Origin of the sequence: Mesorhizobium sp. M1D.F.Ca.ET.231.01.1.1, from assembly GCF_003999155.2 — a bacterium.
Classification (GTDB): Bacteria; Pseudomonadota; Alphaproteobacteria; order Rhizobiales; family Rhizobiaceae; genus Mesorhizobium.
Genome location: NZ_RZOZ02000004.1, coordinates 458124 through 477536, shown reverse-complemented (window position 1 = coordinate 477536; position 19413 = coordinate 458124). Strand labels below are relative to the sequence as shown.

The window sequence follows — 19413 nt, the reverse complement described above, 5'->3', positions numbered from 1 at the left end:
AAAAACAAGGTACGAGTACCATGGCCAGTATCATGACCAATTCCGCGGCGCTGACCGCGCTGCAGAGCTTGAACAACACCAACAAGCAGCTCGAGATCACCCAGTCCCGCATTTCCACCGGTTACCGCGTCGCCACCGCTTCCGACAACGCCGCCTACTGGTCGATCGCCACGTCGATGAAGTCCGACAACAAGGCGCTCTCGGCCGTTCAGGACTCGCTCGGCCTCGGCGCCGGCAAGGTCGACACCGCCTACACCGCCATCAACGACGTCAAGGACCAGGTCGACCTGATCAAGTCCAAGCTGGTCACTGCCCGCGGCGCCAGCCAGGAAGACCAGCAGAAGATCGCGACCGAAATCAAGGCCATCCAGGACCAGATCAAGTCGTCGGTCACCAACGCCAACTTCGCCGGCTCGAACCTGCTGCAGAACGACGGCACGGCCGCTTCCGACCTGAACATCGTTGCTTCCTACAACCGCACCGGCGCGACCGTCACCATCGACACCATCAAGGTGACGGCTGCCGACACGCAGGTTCTCGACACCGCAGGCACGGGCGGCATCGTCGGCGGCCTGCTCGCCGCGACCTTCTTCGACCCGAGCACCGCCGCTGTCGCCGATACGGCAATCGACACCGCGCTCGGCACCGTTGAAACGGCGCTCGGCAAGCTGTCCACCGGCGCCGCCTCGCTCGGCGCCGCCAAGTCGCGCATCGACACCCAAAAGAGCTTCCTGTCGAACCTGTCGGACTCGATCGACAAGGGCGTCGGCGCCCTGGTCGACGCCGACATGAACAAGGAATCGACCCGCCTGCAGGCCCTCCAGGTCCAGCAGCAGCTGGGCATCCAGGCGCTCTCGATCGCCAACGGCAACTCGCAGTCGATCCTGTCGCTCTTCCGCGGCTGATCGCCCAACGAACTTCAGGCATACGGATCGGGCCGCGCCATCAGCGCGGCCCGATTTTCATTGTGACGCCGCTGCCCTCCGAGGCGCGCCCCTTCCCTTAAGAAATACTACCGCATTGCGGTTTCAAGGCAGGCTCTTAACGCGCCATTAACTGTGACGGGCTAGTTATGGTTAACCAATCGCTATGACGGGCCGACCGACGGTCGACAGGCATGACGCCCCCCGCCAGAGAGTTGACCGGCGTGCCACGAGGCATGCCTGCTTTGAGAAGGGGTGTATCTTGGCAAGTATCATGACCAACGCCGCCGCGCTGACCGCGCTGCAGAGCCTCAACGCCACCAACAAGGCGCTTGAAACCACGCAGGGCCGCATCTCGACCGGCTATCGCGTCGCCACCGCTTCCGACAACGCCGCCTATTGGTCGATCGCCACCTCGATGCGGTCCGACAACCAGGCGCTCTCGGCCGTCCAGGACGCGCTCGGCCTCGGCGCCGGCAAGGTCGATACCGCCTACACCGCCATCACCCAGATCAAGGATCAGGTCGATGCGATCAAGGCCAAGCTGGTCACCGCCCGCGGCGCCAGCCAGGACAACCAGCAGAAGATCGCCACCGAAATCAAGGCCATCCAGGACCAGATCAAGTCGTCGGTCACCAATGCCAGCTATGCCGGTTCGAACCTGCTGCAGAATGACGGCACCGCCGCTTCCGATCTGCATGTCGTCGCCTCCTACAACCGCACCGGCACGACCGTCTCGATCGACACCATCGACGTGAAAGCCACCGACACGCAGGTCCTGGACGTGGCCGGCACCGGCGGCATCGTCGGCGGCCTGCTCGCCGCGACCTTCTTCGACCCGAGCGCCGCTGCTGTTTCCGACGCCAACATCGACACCGCGCTCGACGCCGTTGAAACCGCGCTTGCCAAGCTCGCTACCGGCGCGGCCTATCTCGGCGCCGCCAAGTCGCGCATCGACACCCAGAAGAGCTTCCTGTCGAACCTGTCGGACTCGATCGACAAGGGCGTCGGCGCCCTGGTCGACGCCGACATGAACAAGGAATCGACCCGCCTGCAGGCCCTCCAGGTGCAGCAGCAGCTCGGCATCCAGGCGCTGTCGATCGCCAACGGCAACTCGCAGTCGATCCTGGCCCTGTTCAAGAGCTGACGGTCCGGCTGAGGCAGCCCCCATCGCAAGGCCGCGTCCTCGACGCGGCCTTTTGGCTTGTGTGGCAGACCGCTGCCACGCAGTTCGGGTCTCGCGCAATCCCTGGCGGCTCGCCCCTATAATCCTCGCACAAGCTTCGCGGTCTAGTCTTCCGGCGGACAGTCATGCTGGGAGCGGTTGAATCGTGCCGGAACAGATCCAGAGCCTCATCGCGAACCTCCGCGGATTCGGCGTCAGGCGTCTTGCTCTCATGGGCTGCATCGCCGCGCTGGTCATGGCCGTCATCGGCGTCGCCTCGGTCTATCTCAACCGTCCGGCCTACGAGACACTCTATGTCGGGCTAGACCGCAACGACGTGAACCAGATCGGCCTGGTGCTGGGCGAGGCCGGCATCGGCTTCGATGTCGGCGCCGACGGAACCTCGGTGCTGGTGCCGGCCGGCACCACGGCGCAGGCGCGCATGCTGCTCGCGGAGAAGGGCCTGCCGACCAGCGCCAACGCCGGCTACGAGCTGTTCGACAATGTCGGCTCGCTCGGCCTGACCTCCTTCATGCAGCAGATCACCCGCGTGCGCGCTCTGGAAGGCGAGATCGCGCGCACCATCCAGTCGATCGCCGGCGTCAAGGCGGCGCGCGTCCACATCGTCATGTCCGAGCGCGCCAATTTCCGCCGCGACGAGCAGCAGCCCTCGGCTTCGGTGGTCATCCGCTATGCCGGCGTCGATGCCGAGAAGAGCGCGCAGTCGATCCGCCACCTCGTCGCCGCCGCGGTTCCCGGCCTGTCGGCCGACAAGGTCACCGTGCTCGATTCCAACGGCAATCTCCTCGCCGCCGGCGACGACACTTCCAACACCAGCGCTGCCCGCACGCTCGGCGTCGAGCAGACGGTCGAGGCGCAGATCGCCGACAACATCCGCCGGGCGCTGACGCCCTACCTCGGTCCCGACAATTTCCGCGCCAGCGTCAAGGCCGACGTCAACACCGACACCCGCCAGACCGAGGAGACGATCTTCGATCCCGAATCCCGCGTCGAGCGTTCGGTGCAGTCCGTGCGCACCAACGAGGCCAGCAACCAGAAGCAGGCCTCGACCCCGACCAGCGTCGAGCAGAACCTGCCCGAGACGCAGACGACCAACACCGAAGGGCCGCAGTCCTCCTCGCAGAACGACCGCAAGGAGGAGATCACCAACTACGAGATAAACTCCAAGAAGATCGCCACCGTCTCCAACGGCTATTCGGTGACCAAGATGTCGATCGCCGTCGTCGTCAACCAGGATCGGCTCAAGACCATCCTCGGCAAGGACGCCACGCCCGAGCAGATCGCCAAGCGCGTTGCAGACATCCAGAAGATGGTGGCCTCCGCCACCGGCTTCGACGACAAGCGCGGCGACATCATCGACGTCTCGGCGGTCGAGTTCATCGACGGGCTGGACGGCGAGCCGGTCGACCAGCCGGGCATCCTCGCCTCGATCGGCACCTATACGGGCACGCTCATCAACGCTGGCGCATTCATCGTCGTCGTGTTCCTGGTCGCCTTCTTCGGCCTGCGGCCGATGGCGACCGCGCTCACCGTATCGGCCAAGCCGGCTGCCGTCGCCGGCCCGAGCTTCGACGATGTCCAGCGCTCGCTGCCGACGCCCGACGCGCCGGTGGCCGCCATCGCCGCCGACGCGCCGGTCGGCGCCCTGCCGGGCGCGCGCCCGGGCGCCACCCCGCTCGACGACCTGCGCCAGAAGATCAGGCCGGCGCCGCAGGAGCGGCTGGCTCGCATGGTCGACCTCAATGAGGAACGCACCGCCCAGATCCTGCGCAAATGGGCGGCCGCCCCGGAAGCCGCGGGTTAAGCCATGGCCTCGGGAGCCCTTTTCGATCTTCTGCCTGATTTCGGGTCGCGCGCCCCGCGCGCCGGCCAGGCGCCGGCGGCGCCGGACATCGAGCGCAAGCCGGACCCGCCGCAGGCCGACATCGGCGCGCTGATCGCCGAGGCGGTGGCCGATGCGGAAGCCGCGCTCGAAGCGCGCCTCACGGCCGCCCACGCGGCGGCGCTCGAGGCCGAACGCCAGGCCAATGACGATGCGGCGAAAGCGTTCCTGGAAAGCTTCGGCGGCGATCTCGGCGCAACGGTCAAGACGCGCATCGACGCCCTGGAGGAACGCGTTGCCGAGCTCACCGGCGTCACGATTGCCCGCATCATCGGCGGCATCGTCAGCGACGATCTGCAGAACCGTTCGCTCGACGCCCTTGCCCGCACCATCAACGCGGCGATTGCCGATAGCGAAGCCGTGCGCATCGGCGTGCGCGGGCCGCTGTCGCTGTTCGAGCCGCTGAAGGCAGCGCTTGGCGACCGCGCGGCCAATCTCGATTTCACCGAGGCCCCCGGCTTCGACCTGACCGTGACCATCGATGAAACGGTGTTCGAGACGCGCATCGCCGAATGGTCGGCTTCCCTGTCGGAGGTCCTGTCATGAGCGCCATCGACCACGGCGAGGCCAGGCACGAGATCATCATCGTCAAGCGCAATCACGACGGCCATGACGACGGCCATCACGGCGGCGTCTGGAAGATCGCCTTTGCCGACTTCATGACCGCCATGATGTGCTTCTTTCTCGTCATGTGGCTGATCAACGCCGCCAACGAGCAGACCAAGGCGGCCGTCGCCAGCTACTTCAATCCGGTCGAGCTGATCGATCGCAATTCCAGCCGCAAGGGCCTGGAAGATCTTGGCGACGGCCCAAGCAAGGTTGGTCTCACCGCCGACAATCCGCAGGATGGCGCCAGCAAGGCCGGCGAGAACGGCAAGGGCGGCGCCGGCTCCTCCGACCGAAGGCAGACCAAGCAGGCCTCGCAGAAGTCGGACCTCTCCGACGAGCATCTGTTTGCCGATCCCTACGCCGTGCTGTCGGAGATCGCCACCGACACCGGCGTGATGCAGAATGTCAGCGCCAAGGGTGAAGGCGGCGCTCAGAATGCCGGTCCGGCGACCGGCGCCTCCGGAGGCGAATCCTATCGCGATCCATTCGCGCCGGATTTCTGGTCGCAGCAGGTGGCGACGCCCGGCGCCGAAGCCAGCGCCGAACGCAGGAAGATCGAAGGCGATCCGGCCAAGCCCGGCGAGAAGGTCGCCGAAGCCGAAGTGCAGAAGGTCAAGGCCGTTCCGCCGGCGCCGCCGCAGTTGGATGCGCCGCTCGAGCCGCTGGCGACACCGGAGAAACCCGGCGCCAAGGCCGGATCGGTCGACACGAAAATCGGAAAAGCCGAAAACAAGGAGACCAAGGGCGAGAAAGCCCAGGCTGAAAAGGCTGAAGCCCAGGCCGCCGCGACCGACACCGCGAAGCCGGAAACCGCGGGAGCCCAAGCGGCAAAGGCCCTGACGACAAAAGCCCAGACGGCAAATGCGGAGCCGGAGCAAGCTTCCGACAAGGGAGAAAAAGCCCCGAGCAGCGCCGCCCTGAAAGCCGCCGCCGAAATCAAGCAGGAACTGGCCAAGGCCTTCGCACCGGGTGAGAAGCTGGCCGACGGCGTCTCCGTCGAGGCCACCGACAAGGGCGTCGTCATCTCGATCACCGATCAGCTCGACTTCGGCATGTTCGAGATCGGCTCGGCCGTGCCGCGCCGCGAGCTGGTGCTGGCGATGGAGAAGATCGGCCGCATCATCAACGAGAAGAAGGGCGCTATCACCATCGGCGGCCATACCGACGCGCGGCCGTTCCGCAGCGACACTTACGACAACTGGCGGCTGTCCACCGCTCGCGCCCACTCCGCCTATTACATGCTGGTGCGCGGCGGCGTCGACGAAAGCCGCATCACCGAGGTCGCCGGCTTCGCCGACCGCCAGCCCAAGATCCCGTCCGATCCGCTGGCCGCCGCGAACCGCCGCATCGAAATCCTGATGGCGACCGGCGGATGAGGGGCCGGATCGCCATCGGGCGCGCAGTCGGGCTGCTGCTGCTCGCCGCAGGATCGCCGGACGCGGCTTTCGCTCAGGACGGCTTGCAGCCCTACCAGTTGGTGCGTTCGCTGCAGCTGATCCAGGACCGCATCGCCGGCGGCGATCATGCGGCGCTGCCGATGCAGGCCAAGCTCCTCGAAATGACCGACGCCAGGCTTCGTGCAGCCGATGCCGAGGATTTCAAGGACCCGAAGAATTTTCGCGCCCTGCTCGTCTACGGCATGAGCGGCGGCAACCCTGTCACCGTCGCGGCGGCGGCGTCGCGCGCGACGACCGACCCGCAGAGCCTGGCAATAGCCAAGGGGGTCGTCGCCTACCTGAACGGCAGGCCGGCCGCCGCGATTGAAATCCTGAAGCCGATCGACCCGATGAGCGTGCCCGCCGACCTCGGCGCCTTCCTGGCCCTGGTCAAGGGCTCGCTGCTCGCGACCGATGAGCCCGCAACGGCGCTGACCTTGCTGGACGAGGCCCGCCTGCTCAGCCCCGGCACGCTGGTCGAGGAGGCAGCGCTTCGCCGTTCCGTCGGCCTCGCGGTGACGCAAGGCGACGCCGCGCGCTTCGCGCACGCCTCGACGCAATATGTCGCGGGTTACCTCTATTCGCCCTATGCCAGCCAGTTCGCCGACTCCTTCGTCTCCGGCGTGATCGCGCTGCACATGTCGATCAGCCAGGACAAGCTCGCCGACATCACCTCGATGATGGACCCGGAGCGCGAGAAGGTGATCTATCTGCGCATCGCCCGCCGCGCCGCGATCGACGGGCTGGCGGACCTTTCCGCCTTCGCCTCGGCACGGGCCGAGCAGGGCCGCAACGGCAAAGGCAATCAGGACGACCCGCGCGCCGTACTCTATTCGAGCCTCTCCACGGTGACGTCGGCCACGATCGACGATGTGCGGACCAGGCTCGGCAAGATCGATCGCGGCAAGCTTTCGGAAAGCGACCGCGCCTTGCTCGATGCGGCGCAAGCCGTTGCCGGCGAGGTTGTCGCTCCGGTGCCGGCGACCGCCAAGGACGAGAGCCAGGCCGCAGATCCCGCGAAGGGCGATACGGCGAAACCGCTGGCTGGGGCCGAGCCTGCCAGCCAGGCCGGCTCCGAAGCCCTGCCGCCGGTGGAGGGCGCTGCGTCCGAGCAGCCGGCTGTCGCGGCCGCGGCCAAGCCGGCGGCGGACGTCCAGCCAGCGGCTCCTGCGTCGCCGAGCCCGCCGGCGACGGCACAGGCCACCGCCGAAGCGCCTGCCTCCGCTCCGGCGCAGCCCGAAACGCCGCCAGTGCTGCCCGCGTCGGCGCCGCCAGCCGCAGCAAGCCTTGATCCACACGATCCCACCGACGCCGCGATGATGAACGCGCGCCGCCAGCTCGACCAGATCGACCAATTGCTCGGAGCCGCTCCCAAATGACCAGCGCCCAAATGAACAGCGCCCAAATGAACAGCGTCAGCCAGGCCATGCCGGGACTCGGCTCCACTCACACCCAGTCGCGTCAGCATGCTGCCGACGGGAAGGGAAAAGGCTCGAATTTCGGCGAGATGGTGCATGGCGCCGAAAGGTCGGCCCGCCAGGGTAAGCGCCCTGTCGAGCCTGCGTCTTCCGATGCGAATCCGGCGCGGCGCGCGCTCGCCGGTTCGCCCGAAGTGCACGCCGACCAGCAGAACAAGACCGCGACGCAAAAGCTGGCAGCCGGAAAAGCCGCCAGGCACAACGCCGACACCGGTCACGGGAAGGCAACCGACGATGCCGACACGCCGGCGCAATCGTCCGATGCCGCCGCGCTCCAGGACGGCCTGCCCCTGCTGATGGCGCTGGGCGACATCCGCCATTTCGCAACGGCGGCAAATGGCGGTCGCGACGGATCCGCCGAGGGAGAGGCGGGCACCCAGCCCTCCATCGGCCAGTCCGCCGCTTCACAACTGACGATCCGTCAGGGCAAGCGCGCATTGGCTGACGCTTCCGAAGGCGGCGAGCCGTTGCCGCGGTCCAGCCGCGCTACGATGGCGACGGAGGAGCCCGGGCCCGATTTCGGACAAAAGCCGGCCGGCGCCGGTCCGGGCGGGGACACGTTGGTCCGCAAGGACGACGTCCTGCCCGCAACACCCGGCATCGAGACCGACGCCGCAGCGCCGCAAAGCTGGCGTCCGGCGGCCGCCCAGAAAACCGCGCAGACGGCGCAATCGATCGCATCGATCAATCAGGCCAGGCCGTCCTCCGGACGCATGGACGTGGTCAGCCAGCAGAGCTTCCCGGCGCCGGCGCAAAATCCCATCGGCCAGACAGCATCGGCGCTGCTCGAGGCGATCGCCTCGGACAGTGGCGTTCAGCAGGCCTTCGCGAGCGCGTCGATCGCCTCGCAAACCGCCAATTCTGTTGCCGTTCCGACACATGTCCTGAAGATCGAGCTCCACCCGGCGGAGCTCGGCATGGTTGTTGCCAGCCTGCGTCTTTCCGGAGAGCAACTTTCGATTGAGATGAAGCCGGAAACGCATGAGGCATTCCGCCGTCTGAGCGCCGACAGCGACGCCATCGTCAAGTCGCTCCGCGGTCTCGGCTTCGATGTCGATCATGTCACCATTATGCAACCGTCGATAGCGGCTCACTCAGCCGGCCGCGCCGATGCGAGCGCGATGCCGATGTCGACGGGCCGCGACCAGCCTTCGTTCCAGCCGGGGAATTCGGGCGGCAACGGCGCCAGCGGCGACCGGCAACCGGGAAGGAACGACGGCAATGGCGCACAGGAATTCGGCCGCGCTGCTCCGCCTCTTCGCGAGCGCGCTGGCGACGATATCTATATCTAGCCTGGCTGCGGCAGGCGCCGCGAGCGCCGCCTCCAACCCCTGCGAGCCGGAGATCCTGCGCGCCGCCGATCGCTATGGCGTGCCGACGGGAATCCTGTATGCAGTCGGGCTGACCGAGACGGGAAAGAAAGGCAGCCTTCAGCCCAACGCTTTGAATATAGAAGGAAAAGCCGTTTTCCCGCGCAGCCGCGGGGAAGCGCTGGCGACGTTTGAGAACGCCCGCCACGAGGGCAAGACGCTGATCGATCTCGGCTGCATGCAGATCAATCATCGCTATCACGGCGCGCGGTTCCGCAGCGTCGAGGACATGCTCGACCCACACCAGAACGTCGACTATGCGGCGCGCTTCCTGGCGAGTCTCCATGCCCGCCATATGACCTGGTCGATGGCCGTCGCCCGCTATCATGCCGGCCCCGACAACGACCCGGCGCAGAAGGTCTATGTCTGCCGCGTCATTGCCAACATGGTCGCCACCGGCTTCGGCAAATGGACGCCGAACGCCAGCGCTTTCTGCAACCAATAGTTGTCTTTGCAACAGCCCCATGGGCCGGCCACCGCCGATGGTCGGCGGCTCCAGTATCGTCCTCGATCGGCTGCCGCCAATACACCTTCGCAACCGGCTTTATTACGGCTCCCAAAAAAACTCCCAAGAAAATAGCTACAAGAAATGACGGTTTTTCAGGATTCACCGCACCGGGTACCGCTTTCCGCACGGGGCAAATGAGATGATTCGGAGGGCGGGCCGATGATCGTGATCGTTGATGAGCGAGAGCTCGTAACTGAGGGCTATAGCTCACTTTTCGATCGCGAGGGAGTCGCCACCGCGGGCTTCGCGCCGGGCGAGTTCGGCGAGTGGGTGAGCTCCGCCGCCGACACCGACCTCAGATCGGTCAGGGCCTTCCTCATCGGCGACTGCCGCGAGGGCGCCATCTCGCCGCGCCAGATCCGCGATCGCACCGGCGCGCCGGTGATCGCGCTCAGCGAACAGCACTCGCTGGAACACACGCTGCGGCTTTTCGAAAGCGGCGTCGACGACGTCGTCCGCAAGCCCGTGCACATCCGCGAGATTCTCGCCCGCATAACCGCCATCCGCCGCCGCGCCCACGAAGAGGCCGCCTATACCGAAGTCGGCTCGATGCGCATCTTCATGGACGGTCGCGATCCGGAGATAAACGGCGAGCCGCTGCCGCTGCCGCGCCGCGAGCGGCGCATCCTGGAATATCTGGCCAGCAATCGCGGCCGGCGTGTGACCAAGACGCAGGTGTTCAACGCCATCTACGGCATCTTCGACGAAGAGGTCGAGGAGAACGTGGTGGAGAGCCACATCTCGAAGCTGCGCAAGAAACTGCGCGAGAAGCTCGGTCACGATCCAATCGATTCCAAGAGGTTCCTCGGCTACCGGCTGGTGTTCTGATGGCTCCTGCCGGCAAAGCCCGCGCCAGCCTCGCGCAAGACACGAGGCTTAGTTTTGTGGCCTCTCAGAAGGGCACCGAGGAGATGTATCGATGAGCCTCTACGGAATGATGCGGACCGGCGTCTCCGGTATGAACGCGCAGGCCAACCGCTTGTCCACGGTGGCCGACAACATCGCGAATTCCGACACCACCGGCTACAAGCGCTCCTCCGCCGAATTCTCGACGCTCATCATGCCGACCACCGGCGGCGCCTATAATTCGGGCGGCGTCACGACGACGATCCGCTCGGCCATCAGCTCGCAAGGCGTCCTGCAATACACCACGTCGGTGTCGGACCTCGCCGTCAACGGCGACGGCTTCTTCGTCGTGCAGGACCCGAGCGGCACGCCCTATCTCACCCGCGCCGGCGCTTTCGTTCCGGACGCGCAGGGGCGCCTGGTCAATGCCGCCGGCTATCAGCTCATGGCCTACAGCTACGCCAACGGCGATCCGGCCGCCACCGCCAACGGCTTCGAAGGCCTGGTGCCGGTGCAGATCTCCGACCAGGAGATGACGGCGACGCCGAGCACCGAGGGCAATTTCACCAGCAACCTGCCGGCGGGCGCAACCCCGGTCGCAGCCGGCAGCCTGCCTTCCACGAACAGCGCGACCGCCGAATACACCTCGAAGTCCTCGCTGGTCGCCTATGACAATCTCGGCAACAAGGTGCTGCTCGACGTCTATTTCACCAACACCGGCTCCGGCACGTGGCAGGTCTCGGTCTTCGACCAGTCGAAAGCGACCCCCGGCACCTCCTTCCCCTATACGGGCGGCGCGCTGGGCACGGCCAATCTCACCTTCGACACCACCACCGGCAAGCTCACCGGCGCGACCACCGGCATCTCCTTCACGGTGCCGAACGGCTCGACCCTCAACCTCGATCTCTCCAAGCTGACTCAGCTCGGAACCGGCTTCACGGTCTCCGACGCCAAGGTCAACGGCAATGCGCCGAGCACGATCGAAAAGATCCAGATCAGCCAGGACGGCGTCATCTACGCCCAGTACGAGGACGGCTCCACCAAGCCGCTCTACAAGATCCCGCTGGCCGATGTTCAGAGCCCCGACAACCTCACCGCCATGCCGGGCAACGTCTATGTGCAGAGCGCGGACTCCGGCGCCGTTCGCATCGGCTTTGCCAACGAAGGAAAGCTTGGCTCGGTCGTCTCGGGCGCGCTCGAAAATTCCAACGTCGATATCGCCGAGGAACTGACCAACATGATTGCGGCGCAGCGCAGCTACACCGCCAATTCGAAAGTCTTCCAGACCGGTTCCGACCTGATGGATGTCCTGGTCAACCTGAAGAGATAACCCCATCGGGCGCCAGCCCGTGAAAGACCCGCATGTCGCTTTCCACCGCATTAAGCATCGCCCAATCGGCGCTCCTGGCCACATCCAAGCAAACCAGCGTGGTGTCGCGCAATGTGGCCGACGCGTCCAGCCCGGACTATGCCCGCCGCATCGCCGTCGTCACCAGCACGGCGCCCGGCGCGCGATCGGTGGAGATCCAGCGCGCCGCCAACGAGCTTCTGTTCCGGCAGAACCTTTCGGCGCTGTCGGCATGGAGCGGCCAGAGCGCGCTTTACAGCGGCATGGATCAGCTCGACCTCTCGGTCAACGGGGTCGACAATGCGTCGTCTCCGTCGACCGCGATCGCCAATCTGCAGCAGGCGCTGCAGCTCTACGCCACCACGCCGTCGAACCAGAATCTCGGCGCCAGCGTCATCGACGCGGCCAAGCAGGTGGTGAGCTCGCTGAACGACGGCACCAGGGCGATCCAGGATTTCCGTACCCAGACCGACGGCCAGATCGCCACCGCGGTCGACGACCTCAACTCGCTGCTCAGCCAGTTCCAGGACGCCAACAAGGCCGTCATCGCCGGCACGCGCTCCGGCACCGATGTGTCCGACGCGCTCGACCAGCGCGACGCGCTTCTGAAGAAGATCGCCGAATATGTCCCGGTCTCGACCTTCACGCGCGGCGACAACGACATGGTCATCACCACCAAGGACGGCACGACGCTGTTCGAGACGGTGCCGCGCTCGGTGACCTTCACGCCCTCGGCCGGCTACACCGCCGGCACGCCCGGCAACACGATCTACATCGACAATGTGCCGCTTTCGGCAGGCACCGGCGGCAACACCAGCGCCGACGGCAAGCTTGCCGGCATGCTGAAGCTGCGCGACGACGTCGCCGCGACCATGCAGAGCCAGCTCGACGAGATCGCCCGCGGCCTTGTCACGGCATTCGCCGAGACAGCGCCTTCGCAGCCCGACAGGGCGGGCCTGTTCACCTGGTCCGGCGCGCCGGCTATTCCGGCTGCCGGCACCCTGGTCAACGGCCTCGCCGGCTCGATCAGCGTCAACGCAGCATTCGATCCGGGCGCCGGCGGCAGCCCGGCGCTGCTCCGTGACGGCGGCGCCAACGGCGCGGCCTATATCTCCAACGCCAGCGGCGGCGCCTCCTACTCGGATCTGCTGATCGCCTACGGCAACAGGCTGGATCAGCCGATGGCCTTCGATACGTCCGCCGGCCTCGCGGTCAACTCCGGCGTCGCGGACTACGCGGCCAACGCCATCGGCTGGTTCGAGGGCGTGCGCCAGCAGGCATCGACCAACGCCGACACCAAGGAGGCGCTGGCCACGCGCACCGCCGAAGCGCTGTCGAACGATACCGGCGTCAATGTCGACCAGGAAATGTCCCTGCTGCTCGACCTCGAGCACACCTATCAGGCGTCCGCGCGCATGATGAAGACCGTCGACGACATGCTGGACGCCTTGTTGAGCGCGGTGGGATAAGCCATGAAAGCGACAGCCGTCTCCTCAGCCGCCATCTCCAACGCGCTCCGCTACCAGCAGATGCGCATGCAGGCCGACCTCGTCAAGGCGACGAAGGAATCCCAGACCGGCAAGGTGGCGGATGTCGGCCTGGCGCTAGGCGGCCGCACGACGCAGGCCGTCACCTTCCAGCGCGATCTCGACCGGCTGAACGGTATTGTCGATTCGAACTCGCTGGTCGCCGCGCGCCTGACATCGACGCAGGATTCACTGGGCCAGCTCTCCGATGTCGCGCAGGATCTCCTGACGGCGCTGACCAGCGCCGTGTCGGGCGACTCCTCGACCAGCATCACCCAAACCGCCGGCGCCACGGCGCTGCAGCAGATGACGGGTATCCTGAACACCAGCGTCAACGGCGAATATCTGTTTGCCGGCACCAACACCGACGTCAAGCCGATCGATGATTTCAGCGCTGCCGGCTCCCCCGCCAAGGCCGCGTTCGACGCCGCCTTCACCAGCTATTTCGGCTTCACCCAGAGCGACCCGGCGGCCGCCAACATCACCGCCGCCCAGATGGACGGCTTCATCACCACCGCTGTCGAGCCGCAATTCCTGGGCTCAGGCTGGCAGACCAACTGGTCAAGCGCCACCGACGAGCAGATCACCAGCCGTATCTCACTGAGCGAGACCACGCAGACCTCTGTCAGCGCCAACGAGCAGGGCATCCGCAAGCTCGCCATGGCGGCCGCCATGGTCAGCACCCTCTTCGCCGGCAACATCAGCCAGCAGGGGCAGAACACGATCGTCAGCCGCGCGCAAAAGCTGGTCGGCGAGGCCATCGGCGGCATCGTCCAGGTGCAATCCGAGGCCGGCCTCGCCCAGAAGCGCGTGTCCGACGCCAGCGATCGGATGAAGACCCAGGTCGATCTGTTCGAGAAGCATATCATCGACCTCGAGGGCGTCGACCCCTCGGAGGCCGCCACCCGCGTCGCCGACCTGACGCAGCATATCGAAACGTCCTTCGCCTTGACCGCGCGACTACAGCAGCTCAGCCTGCTGAACTATCTCACCTGAACACATAAACCGGAACGCCAGAGCTCCGACGATGTATCAATTCTCCTACGCCGACATCCAGACCGACTCCGTTGCCGACGCCAAGGACCGGGAGCGGCAGTTGCTGACCCGCTCGATCGACATGTTGTCCGCGGCAGCCGCCGTCGGGCCGGAGTCGATGGAGGCGGTCGAGGCGCTGCACTTCACCAGCCGCATCTGGACCACCTTCGTCGAGGATCTCGGCTCCAGCGACAATGCGCTGCCCAAGGAGCTGCGCGCCAACCTGATCTCGATCGGCCTGTGGCTGCTGCGCGAAACGGAGGACATCCGGCAGGGCCGCACCAACAATTTCGAAGGATTGATCGAGGTCTCCCAGATCATCCGAGATGGCATCCAATGACCAACACGCTGAAGATCTCGCTGAAGCCTAATGAGAAGATCTATATCAACGGCGCCGTCATCCGCGTCGACCGCAAGGTCAGCATCGAACTGATGAACGACGTCCAGTTCCTGCTCGAGAGCCACGTCATCCAGGCCGAGCAGGCCTCGACGCCCCTCAGGCAGCTCTACTTCATCGTGCAGATCATGCTGGTGAACCCGTCGGGCGCCTCCGAGGCGCGCGACATGTTCCGCCGCTCGCTGCCGATGCTGATTGCCAGCTTCGACAACCAGCAGATCTGCAGCGCGCTGAAGCAGATCGACCGCATGGTCGGCGAGGATCACATCTACGAGGCGCTGAAGGCGATCCGCGCGCTCTACCCGCTCGAGCGCCAGGCGCTGGGCGGCAATGACGACATTCCGGAAGCGCCGCCCGCGCTGGCTATGGGAGCATAAAGATGACCGTGGACATGACAACGACGATCCCTGTTGGCGCCAACCAGGCCAGCCAGCAGACCTCGAAGACGGCGGTCGACTACCAGTCGTTCCTGAAACTTCTGATCGCCGAGATGAAGAACCAGGATCCGACCAAGCCGATGGATTCGACGCAATATGTCGCGCAGCTCGCGACCTTCTCGCAGGTCGAGCAGTCGGTCCAGTCCAACACCAAGCTCGACCAGATCATGCAGTCCTCCGCGCTGTCGCAGGCCGATGCGCTGATCGGCCGTTCGATCACCTCGGCCGACGGCAAGACCACGGGGATCGTGGCTTCCGTGAAGCTCGCCAGCAGCGGCCTGATTGCAGTGCTCAAGGACGGCACCGAGGTCCCCGTCGGCGCGGGCGTCTCGATCAAGCCGGCCGCCTAGCCGGGTTCGCAAGCGATCCGCCCATGAACGAGGCCGACGCCCTCGATATCGTCCAATACGCGGTGTGGACGGTGCTCACCGCCTCCGCGCCGGTCGTGCTGGTGGCGATGGCCGTCGGCATCGGCATCGCGCTCATCCAGGCGCTGACCCAGATCCAGGAAATTACGCTCACCTTCGTGCCCAAGATCGTCGCCATCATGCTGGTGGTGGCGCTGACCGGCCCGTTCATCGGCAGCCAGATCTCGGCCTTCACCAACGTCATCTTCGAGCGCATCGAGCACGGCTTCTGATCCCTCGGCCGCGGGCGCCCCTGCCGCTTGGATGCAGCGGTTCCGTTGCTCGTCTGACGACCTTATCGACATGGCGCAGGGCGTGGAGCCGTCGAGATTGCGCCTTGTCGGCATGGAGATGCTGTTGAGGCTCTATATGGGTGGCGAGACGACAGGGAACCTCGCCGAGGCGCTGCACGCCGAGATCAGAGGCGCGAAGTAACGAAGATTTGGTCCACACCGGCAAGATGCTTGGCCTAAAGCTTCGCCGACGCATTTTCGCCTTTGCCTTCCTGTTGTTGGACCGCGATCCTTTGAGGGTGCGCCGGCGCGACCCTGGCGCGGGGCGAACGCAAGACTGAATGAAGGCGGGACAGCGACCATGATCGACGACGAGCCGGAAAGCGAGCGGGTCTCGGCGCTGGCGCCGTTTCGGCACGGCATCTTCCGCGCCGTCTGGTCGGCCAGCCTGGTGTCGAATTTCGGCGGCCTGATTCAGGGCGTCGGCGCCGCCTGGATGATGACGACCATCGCCACGTCGTCCTACCAGGTGGCGCTGGTCCAGGCCTCGACCACCTTGCCGATCATGCTGTTCGCGCTCATTGCCGGCGCCATCGCCGACAGCTTCAACCGCCGCAAGGTCATGCTGGTGGCGCAGACCTTCATGCTGGTCGTCTCGGCGCTGCTCACCCTGTTCACATGGTTCGGCTGGATGACGCCGTGGACGCTGCTTGCCTTCACCTTCCTGATCGACAGCGGCACGGCGCTGAACAGCCCGTCATGGCAAGCTTCCGTCGGCGACATGGTGCCGCGCGCCAAGGTGCCGGCGGCGGTCGCGCTCAACTCGATGGGCTTCAACATCACGCGCAGCGTCGGCCCGGCGATCGGCGGCGTGATCGTTGCCGCCGCGGGCGCGGCGGCGGCCTTCGCCGCCAACGCCGTCAGCTATATCGGCCTGATCGTCGTGCTCGCCCGCTGGAAGCCGGATGTGCCGGTGCAGACCCTGCCGCGCGAGTCGCTGGGCGCGGCGATGGGCGCCGGCTTGCGCTACGTCGCCATGTCGCCGAACATCGGTAAGGTGCTGGCGAGAGGCTCGGCTTTCGGCTTCAGCGCCGGCGCCGTGCTGGCGCTGCTGCCGCTGGTGGCGCGCGACGTCGTCAAAGGCGACGCGCTGACCTACGGCATCATGCTCGGCGCCTTCGGCATCGGCGCGGTCGGCGGCGCGCTGATCAGCGTGCGGCTGAGGCAATTGCTCTCCAGCGAAACGATGGTTCGCGCCGCCTTCGCGGGCTTTGCGCTTTGCGCCTTCAATGCCGCCGTCAGCCACAGTGCCTGGCAGACATCGGCGGGCCTGCTCATCGGCGGCGCCTGTTGGGTCATCGCGCTCTCCCACTTCAACGTCACGGTGCAAATGTCGACGCCACGCTGGGTGGTCGGCCGCGTGCTCTCGATCTACCAGACGGCGACCTTCGGCGGCATTGCGCTGGGCAGTTGGATCTGGGGTGTCGTCGCCGACGCCCATGGCGCGGAGACGGCGTTGACGGCGGCCGCCGTCGCCATGCTGGCGGGCGGCGCCATCGGCTTCTTCCTGCCGCTGCCGCAACAGACGACGCTCAACCTCGATCCGCTCAACCGGTTCAAGGAGCCGATGCTGGCGCTTGACCTCAAGCCGCGCAGCGGCCCGATCGCCATTATGATCGAATACGTCATCCGCGAGGAGGACGAGGCGGAATTCCTCGCCACCATGGCCGAACGCGGCCGCATCCGCCGCCGCGACGGCGCCCGCAACTGGACGCTCGCGCGCGACCTCGAAAATCCCGGCATCTGGATCGAGCACTACCACACGCCGACCTGGGTCGAGTACATCCGCCACAACAGGCGCGCCACCCATGCCGACGCCGTGGTCGGCGAACGCATCCGCGCGCTGCACAGCGGCGAGAATCCGCCGCGCGTGCGCCGCATGATCGAGCGCCCGACGACCGCCGGAACGACGCTTGTCTCACCCAAAGGGCCGATCGATCACTGACCCGGGGTCTTTGGCTCGGAAGATCAGCCGGCGCTCTGGATCATATAAAGCTTGCGCGTCGTCTCGCGGATCAGCCATTCGCCCTTCCATCCCCGTGGCAGGACGAGAAGGTCGCCCGGGCCGAGCTCGCGCATCTCGCCGTCGGCGCGGCTCACTTCGGCGCGGCCGGAAATGATGTGACAGATTTCCGACGAGCCTGAACGGTCGGCGGTGAAGCGGCCGGGCGTGCATTCCCAGATGCCGAGATCGATCGTGCCGTCCGGCGACTGGAACAGCGAGCGCGCCGCCTCGACCTGGTCTCCTTCGACGGAGGTCGGTTTGGGCGAGAACGCGCCGATATCGGCCTTGGCGAGGTCGTGGAAAGTCGAAAGGTCGATCAAGTCGGGCTCCATAGTCAGTGGCCGGTAATGCTGTCGGCCAAGGCGGCAAGCTTCGAGGTGTGCGCGAGCCCCGCCGCCTCGCGCTGGTCGGCGATGCGGTAGAGCTGGTACATCGAGTGGACGCCGAGCCAGCGGAAGGGTTCCGGCTCCCAGGGCCGGACCTTGCGGTTGACCCAGGGCAGTCGCGTAAGATCCGTCTCGTTGCCGAGGATCAGGTCGGCAAGCGTGCGGCCCGAAAGGTTGGAGCTCGAGACGCCGAGCCCGACATAGCCGCCGGCCCAGCCGATGCGGGTCCTGGGGTCAAGGCCGACCGTCGTGCACCAGTCGCGGGGCACGCCGAGTACGCCGCACCAGGCATGGTCGATGCGGCACCCCGCCGTCTGCGGCAAAAGCATCGTCAGGATCGTGTGCAGCTGGTCGATCGTCGCCTGCTGCGTCCGGCCGTTGACGTCGGTGCGCGAGCCGTAGCGGTAGGGAACGCCGCGTCCGCCCATGGTGATGCGCCCTTCGCGCGTGCGCTGCGCATAGCAATAGGCATGCGCGGCATTGCCGAGCAGTTCATGCCCTTCCCAGCCGATTTCGCGCCAGAGTTTTTCGGACAGCGGTTCGGTGACGATCTGCGCGCTGTTGAGCGCCAGCCAGGTCCGTTCTTCACCGGGAATGCCGGCGGTAAACCCTTCGGTGGCGCGGATGATGGTTTCGGCCCTCACCGTGCCACGGTCGGTGGTCACGACGCCCTTGGCAATGGAAGTCACCGTGGTCTTCTCGTAGATTGGCACGCCGAGCCGCTCGACCGCGGCGGCCAGTCCGCGCACCAGCTTGGCAGGCTGCACCCGCGCCTGGCCATGAACGACGAAGCTGCCCATGACATCCTTGATGTTGATGCGGGCGCGCGTCGCGGCTGCGTCCAGCAGTTCCACGCGGCCGGGTTCGGCATCCCAGGAGCGGATGGTCTCGCATTCTTCGCGCACGCGTTCGAGCTGCGCCGGATTGGTGGCCACCGACAAATTGTCGACGCGGCGGATATCGGCGTCGATGCCTTCCGCCGTCGCCACCCGGATCACCTCGTCCACGCAGCCGGCCATCGCCTTCTGCATGGCGGTCACGCCCTGCCGGGTCGAGGTCTTAAGATACTTCTCGCGCGACCAGCCGAAGCCGCCCGACAGCCAGCCGCCATTGCGGCCCGAGGCGCCGAAGCCGGCGAACTCGCGTTCGATGAGCGCGATGCGGAGCGAGGGTTTCGCCTTCTTCAGATAGTAGGCGGTCCAAAGCCCCGTGTAGCCGGCGCCAACGATCGCGACATCCACTTCGATGTCGCCGGGCAGGGGTGGGCGCGGCGCCGGAACCGCGCCCAGATCCGCATACCAGAACGAGATGTCGCCGTTGCGCTTGACTTGCATGGGATGA

20 protein-coding genes are annotated in these 19413 nt (G+C 66.2%); 18 read left to right on the top strand and 2 right to left on the bottom strand.

Going from position 1 to position 19413, the window contains the following annotated elements:
• The first annotated feature begins 20 nt into the window (after positions 1–20).
• The 18 genes from EN874_RS14870 to EN874_RS14790 all read left to right on the top strand — a co-directional run bounded on the left by EN874_RS14870 (position 21) and on the right by EN874_RS14790 (position 17626).
• Positions 21–905, top strand: a complete 885-nt coding sequence (locus EN874_RS14870) for a flagellin (RefSeq protein ID WP_135882215.1) — start codon at positions 21–23, stop codon at positions 903–905.
• Positions 906–1185: 280 nt separating this feature from the next.
• Positions 1186–2070, top strand: a complete 885-nt coding sequence (locus EN874_RS14865; RefSeq protein ID WP_127425400.1) for a flagellin — start codon at positions 1186–1188, stop codon at positions 2068–2070.
• A 184-nt stretch (positions 2071–2254) separates the two neighbouring features.
• Positions 2255–3913, top strand: a complete 1659-nt coding sequence (fliF, locus tag EN874_RS14860) for a flagellar basal-body MS-ring/collar protein FliF (RefSeq protein WP_127425399.1) — start codon at positions 2255–2257, stop codon at positions 3911–3913.
• Positions 3914–3916: 3 nt separating this feature from the next.
• Positions 3917–4537: a hypothetical protein gene (locus tag EN874_RS14855; protein WP_127425398.1), complete on the top strand. Its 621-nt coding sequence runs from the start codon at positions 3917–3919 to the stop codon at positions 4535–4537.
• Positions 4534–5976 (top strand): MotB family protein, encoded by a 1443-nt coding sequence (locus tag EN874_RS14850; RefSeq protein ID WP_127425397.1) that lies wholly within the window; start codon positions 4534–4536, stop codon positions 5974–5976. Before EN874_RS14855 ends, EN874_RS14850 begins: the two co-directional genes overlap by 4 nt.
• Entirely contained in the window at positions 5973–7415 is a 1443-nt protein-coding gene (locus EN874_RS14845; protein ID WP_127425396.1) for a chemotaxis protein MotC, read from the top strand. The genes EN874_RS14850 and EN874_RS14845 overlap by 4 nt, the downstream gene beginning before the upstream one ends.
• Positions 7412–8806 (top strand): flagellar hook-length control protein FliK, encoded by a 1395-nt coding sequence (locus tag EN874_RS14840; RefSeq protein WP_127425395.1) that lies wholly within the window; start codon positions 7412–7414, stop codon positions 8804–8806. Before EN874_RS14845 ends, EN874_RS14840 begins: the two co-directional genes overlap by 4 nt.
• On the top strand, positions 8736–9329 hold the full coding sequence (locus EN874_RS14835; RefSeq protein ID WP_127425394.1) for a transglycosylase SLT domain-containing protein: 594 nt from the start codon (positions 8736–8738) through the stop codon (positions 9327–9329). The genes EN874_RS14840 and EN874_RS14835 overlap by 71 nt, the downstream gene beginning before the upstream one ends.
• Positions 9330–9551: 222 nt before the next feature.
• Complete coding sequence (locus EN874_RS14830; RefSeq protein WP_127425393.1) at positions 9552–10220, top strand: response regulator transcription factor; 669 nt, start codon at positions 9552–9554, stop codon at positions 10218–10220.
• Between the two features lie 91 nt (positions 10221–10311).
• The gene (locus EN874_RS14825) at positions 10312–11568 is read left to right on the top strand and encodes a flagellar hook protein FlgE (RefSeq protein ID WP_127425392.1); all 1257 of its coding nucleotides are present in this window, start codon (positions 10312–10314) and stop codon (positions 11566–11568) included.
• A 32-nt stretch (positions 11569–11600) separates the two neighbouring features.
• Positions 11601–13055: a flagellar hook-associated protein FlgK gene (flgK, locus tag EN874_RS14820; protein WP_127425391.1), complete on the top strand. Its 1455-nt coding sequence runs from the start codon at positions 11601–11603 to the stop codon at positions 13053–13055.
• Positions 13056–13058: 3 nt separating this feature from the next.
• Complete coding sequence (locus tag EN874_RS14815) at positions 13059–14108, top strand: flagellar hook-associated family protein (protein WP_127425390.1); 1050 nt, start codon at positions 13059–13061, stop codon at positions 14106–14108.
• A 31-nt stretch (positions 14109–14139) separates the two neighbouring features.
• Positions 14140–14487 (top strand): flagellar biosynthesis regulator FlaF, encoded by a 348-nt coding sequence (gene flaF, locus EN874_RS14810; protein ID WP_126087837.1) that lies wholly within the window; start codon positions 14140–14142, stop codon positions 14485–14487.
• A complete protein-coding gene (gene flbT, locus EN874_RS14805) occupies positions 14484–14921 on the top strand; it encodes a flagellar biosynthesis repressor FlbT (RefSeq protein ID WP_127425389.1) in 438 nt (145 codons plus the stop codon). Before flaF ends, flbT begins: the two co-directional genes overlap by 4 nt.
• 2 nt (positions 14922–14923) lie before the next feature.
• A complete protein-coding gene (gene flgD / locus EN874_RS14800) occupies positions 14924–15331 on the top strand; it encodes a flagellar hook assembly protein FlgD (protein ID WP_127425388.1) in 408 nt (135 codons plus the stop codon).
• 23 nt (positions 15332–15354) lie between these two features.
• Positions 15355–15621, top strand: a complete 267-nt coding sequence (fliQ, locus tag EN874_RS14795) for a flagellar biosynthesis protein FliQ (RefSeq protein ID WP_027165133.1) — start codon at positions 15355–15357, stop codon at positions 15619–15621.
• 70 nt (positions 15622–15691) lie between these two features.
• The gene (locus EN874_RS34835; protein ID WP_281061444.1) at positions 15692–15823 is read left to right on the top strand and encodes a hypothetical protein; all 132 of its coding nucleotides are present in this window, start codon (positions 15692–15694) and stop codon (positions 15821–15823) included.
• A gap of 159 nt (positions 15824–15982) precedes the next feature.
• Positions 15983–17626 carry an MFS transporter gene (locus EN874_RS14790; protein ID WP_127425387.1) on the top strand — a complete coding sequence of 548 codons (1644 nt, stop codon included), beginning with the start codon at positions 15983–15985 and terminating at the stop codon, positions 17624–17626.
• Positions 17627–17649: 23 nt separating this feature from the next.
• Here the strand turns inward: EN874_RS14790 and EN874_RS14785 are convergent, their stop codons facing one another.
• The gene (locus EN874_RS14785) at positions 17650–18018 is read right to left on the bottom strand and encodes a cupin domain-containing protein (RefSeq protein ID WP_127425386.1); all 369 of its coding nucleotides are present in this window, start codon (positions 18016–18018) and stop codon (positions 17650–17652) included.
• Positions 18019–18020: 2 nt separating this feature from the next.
• Positions 18021–19406, bottom strand: a complete 1386-nt coding sequence (locus EN874_RS14780) for an FAD-binding oxidoreductase (protein WP_127425385.1) — start codon at positions 19404–19406, stop codon at positions 18021–18023.
• Positions 19407–19413 lie beyond the last annotated feature (7 nt).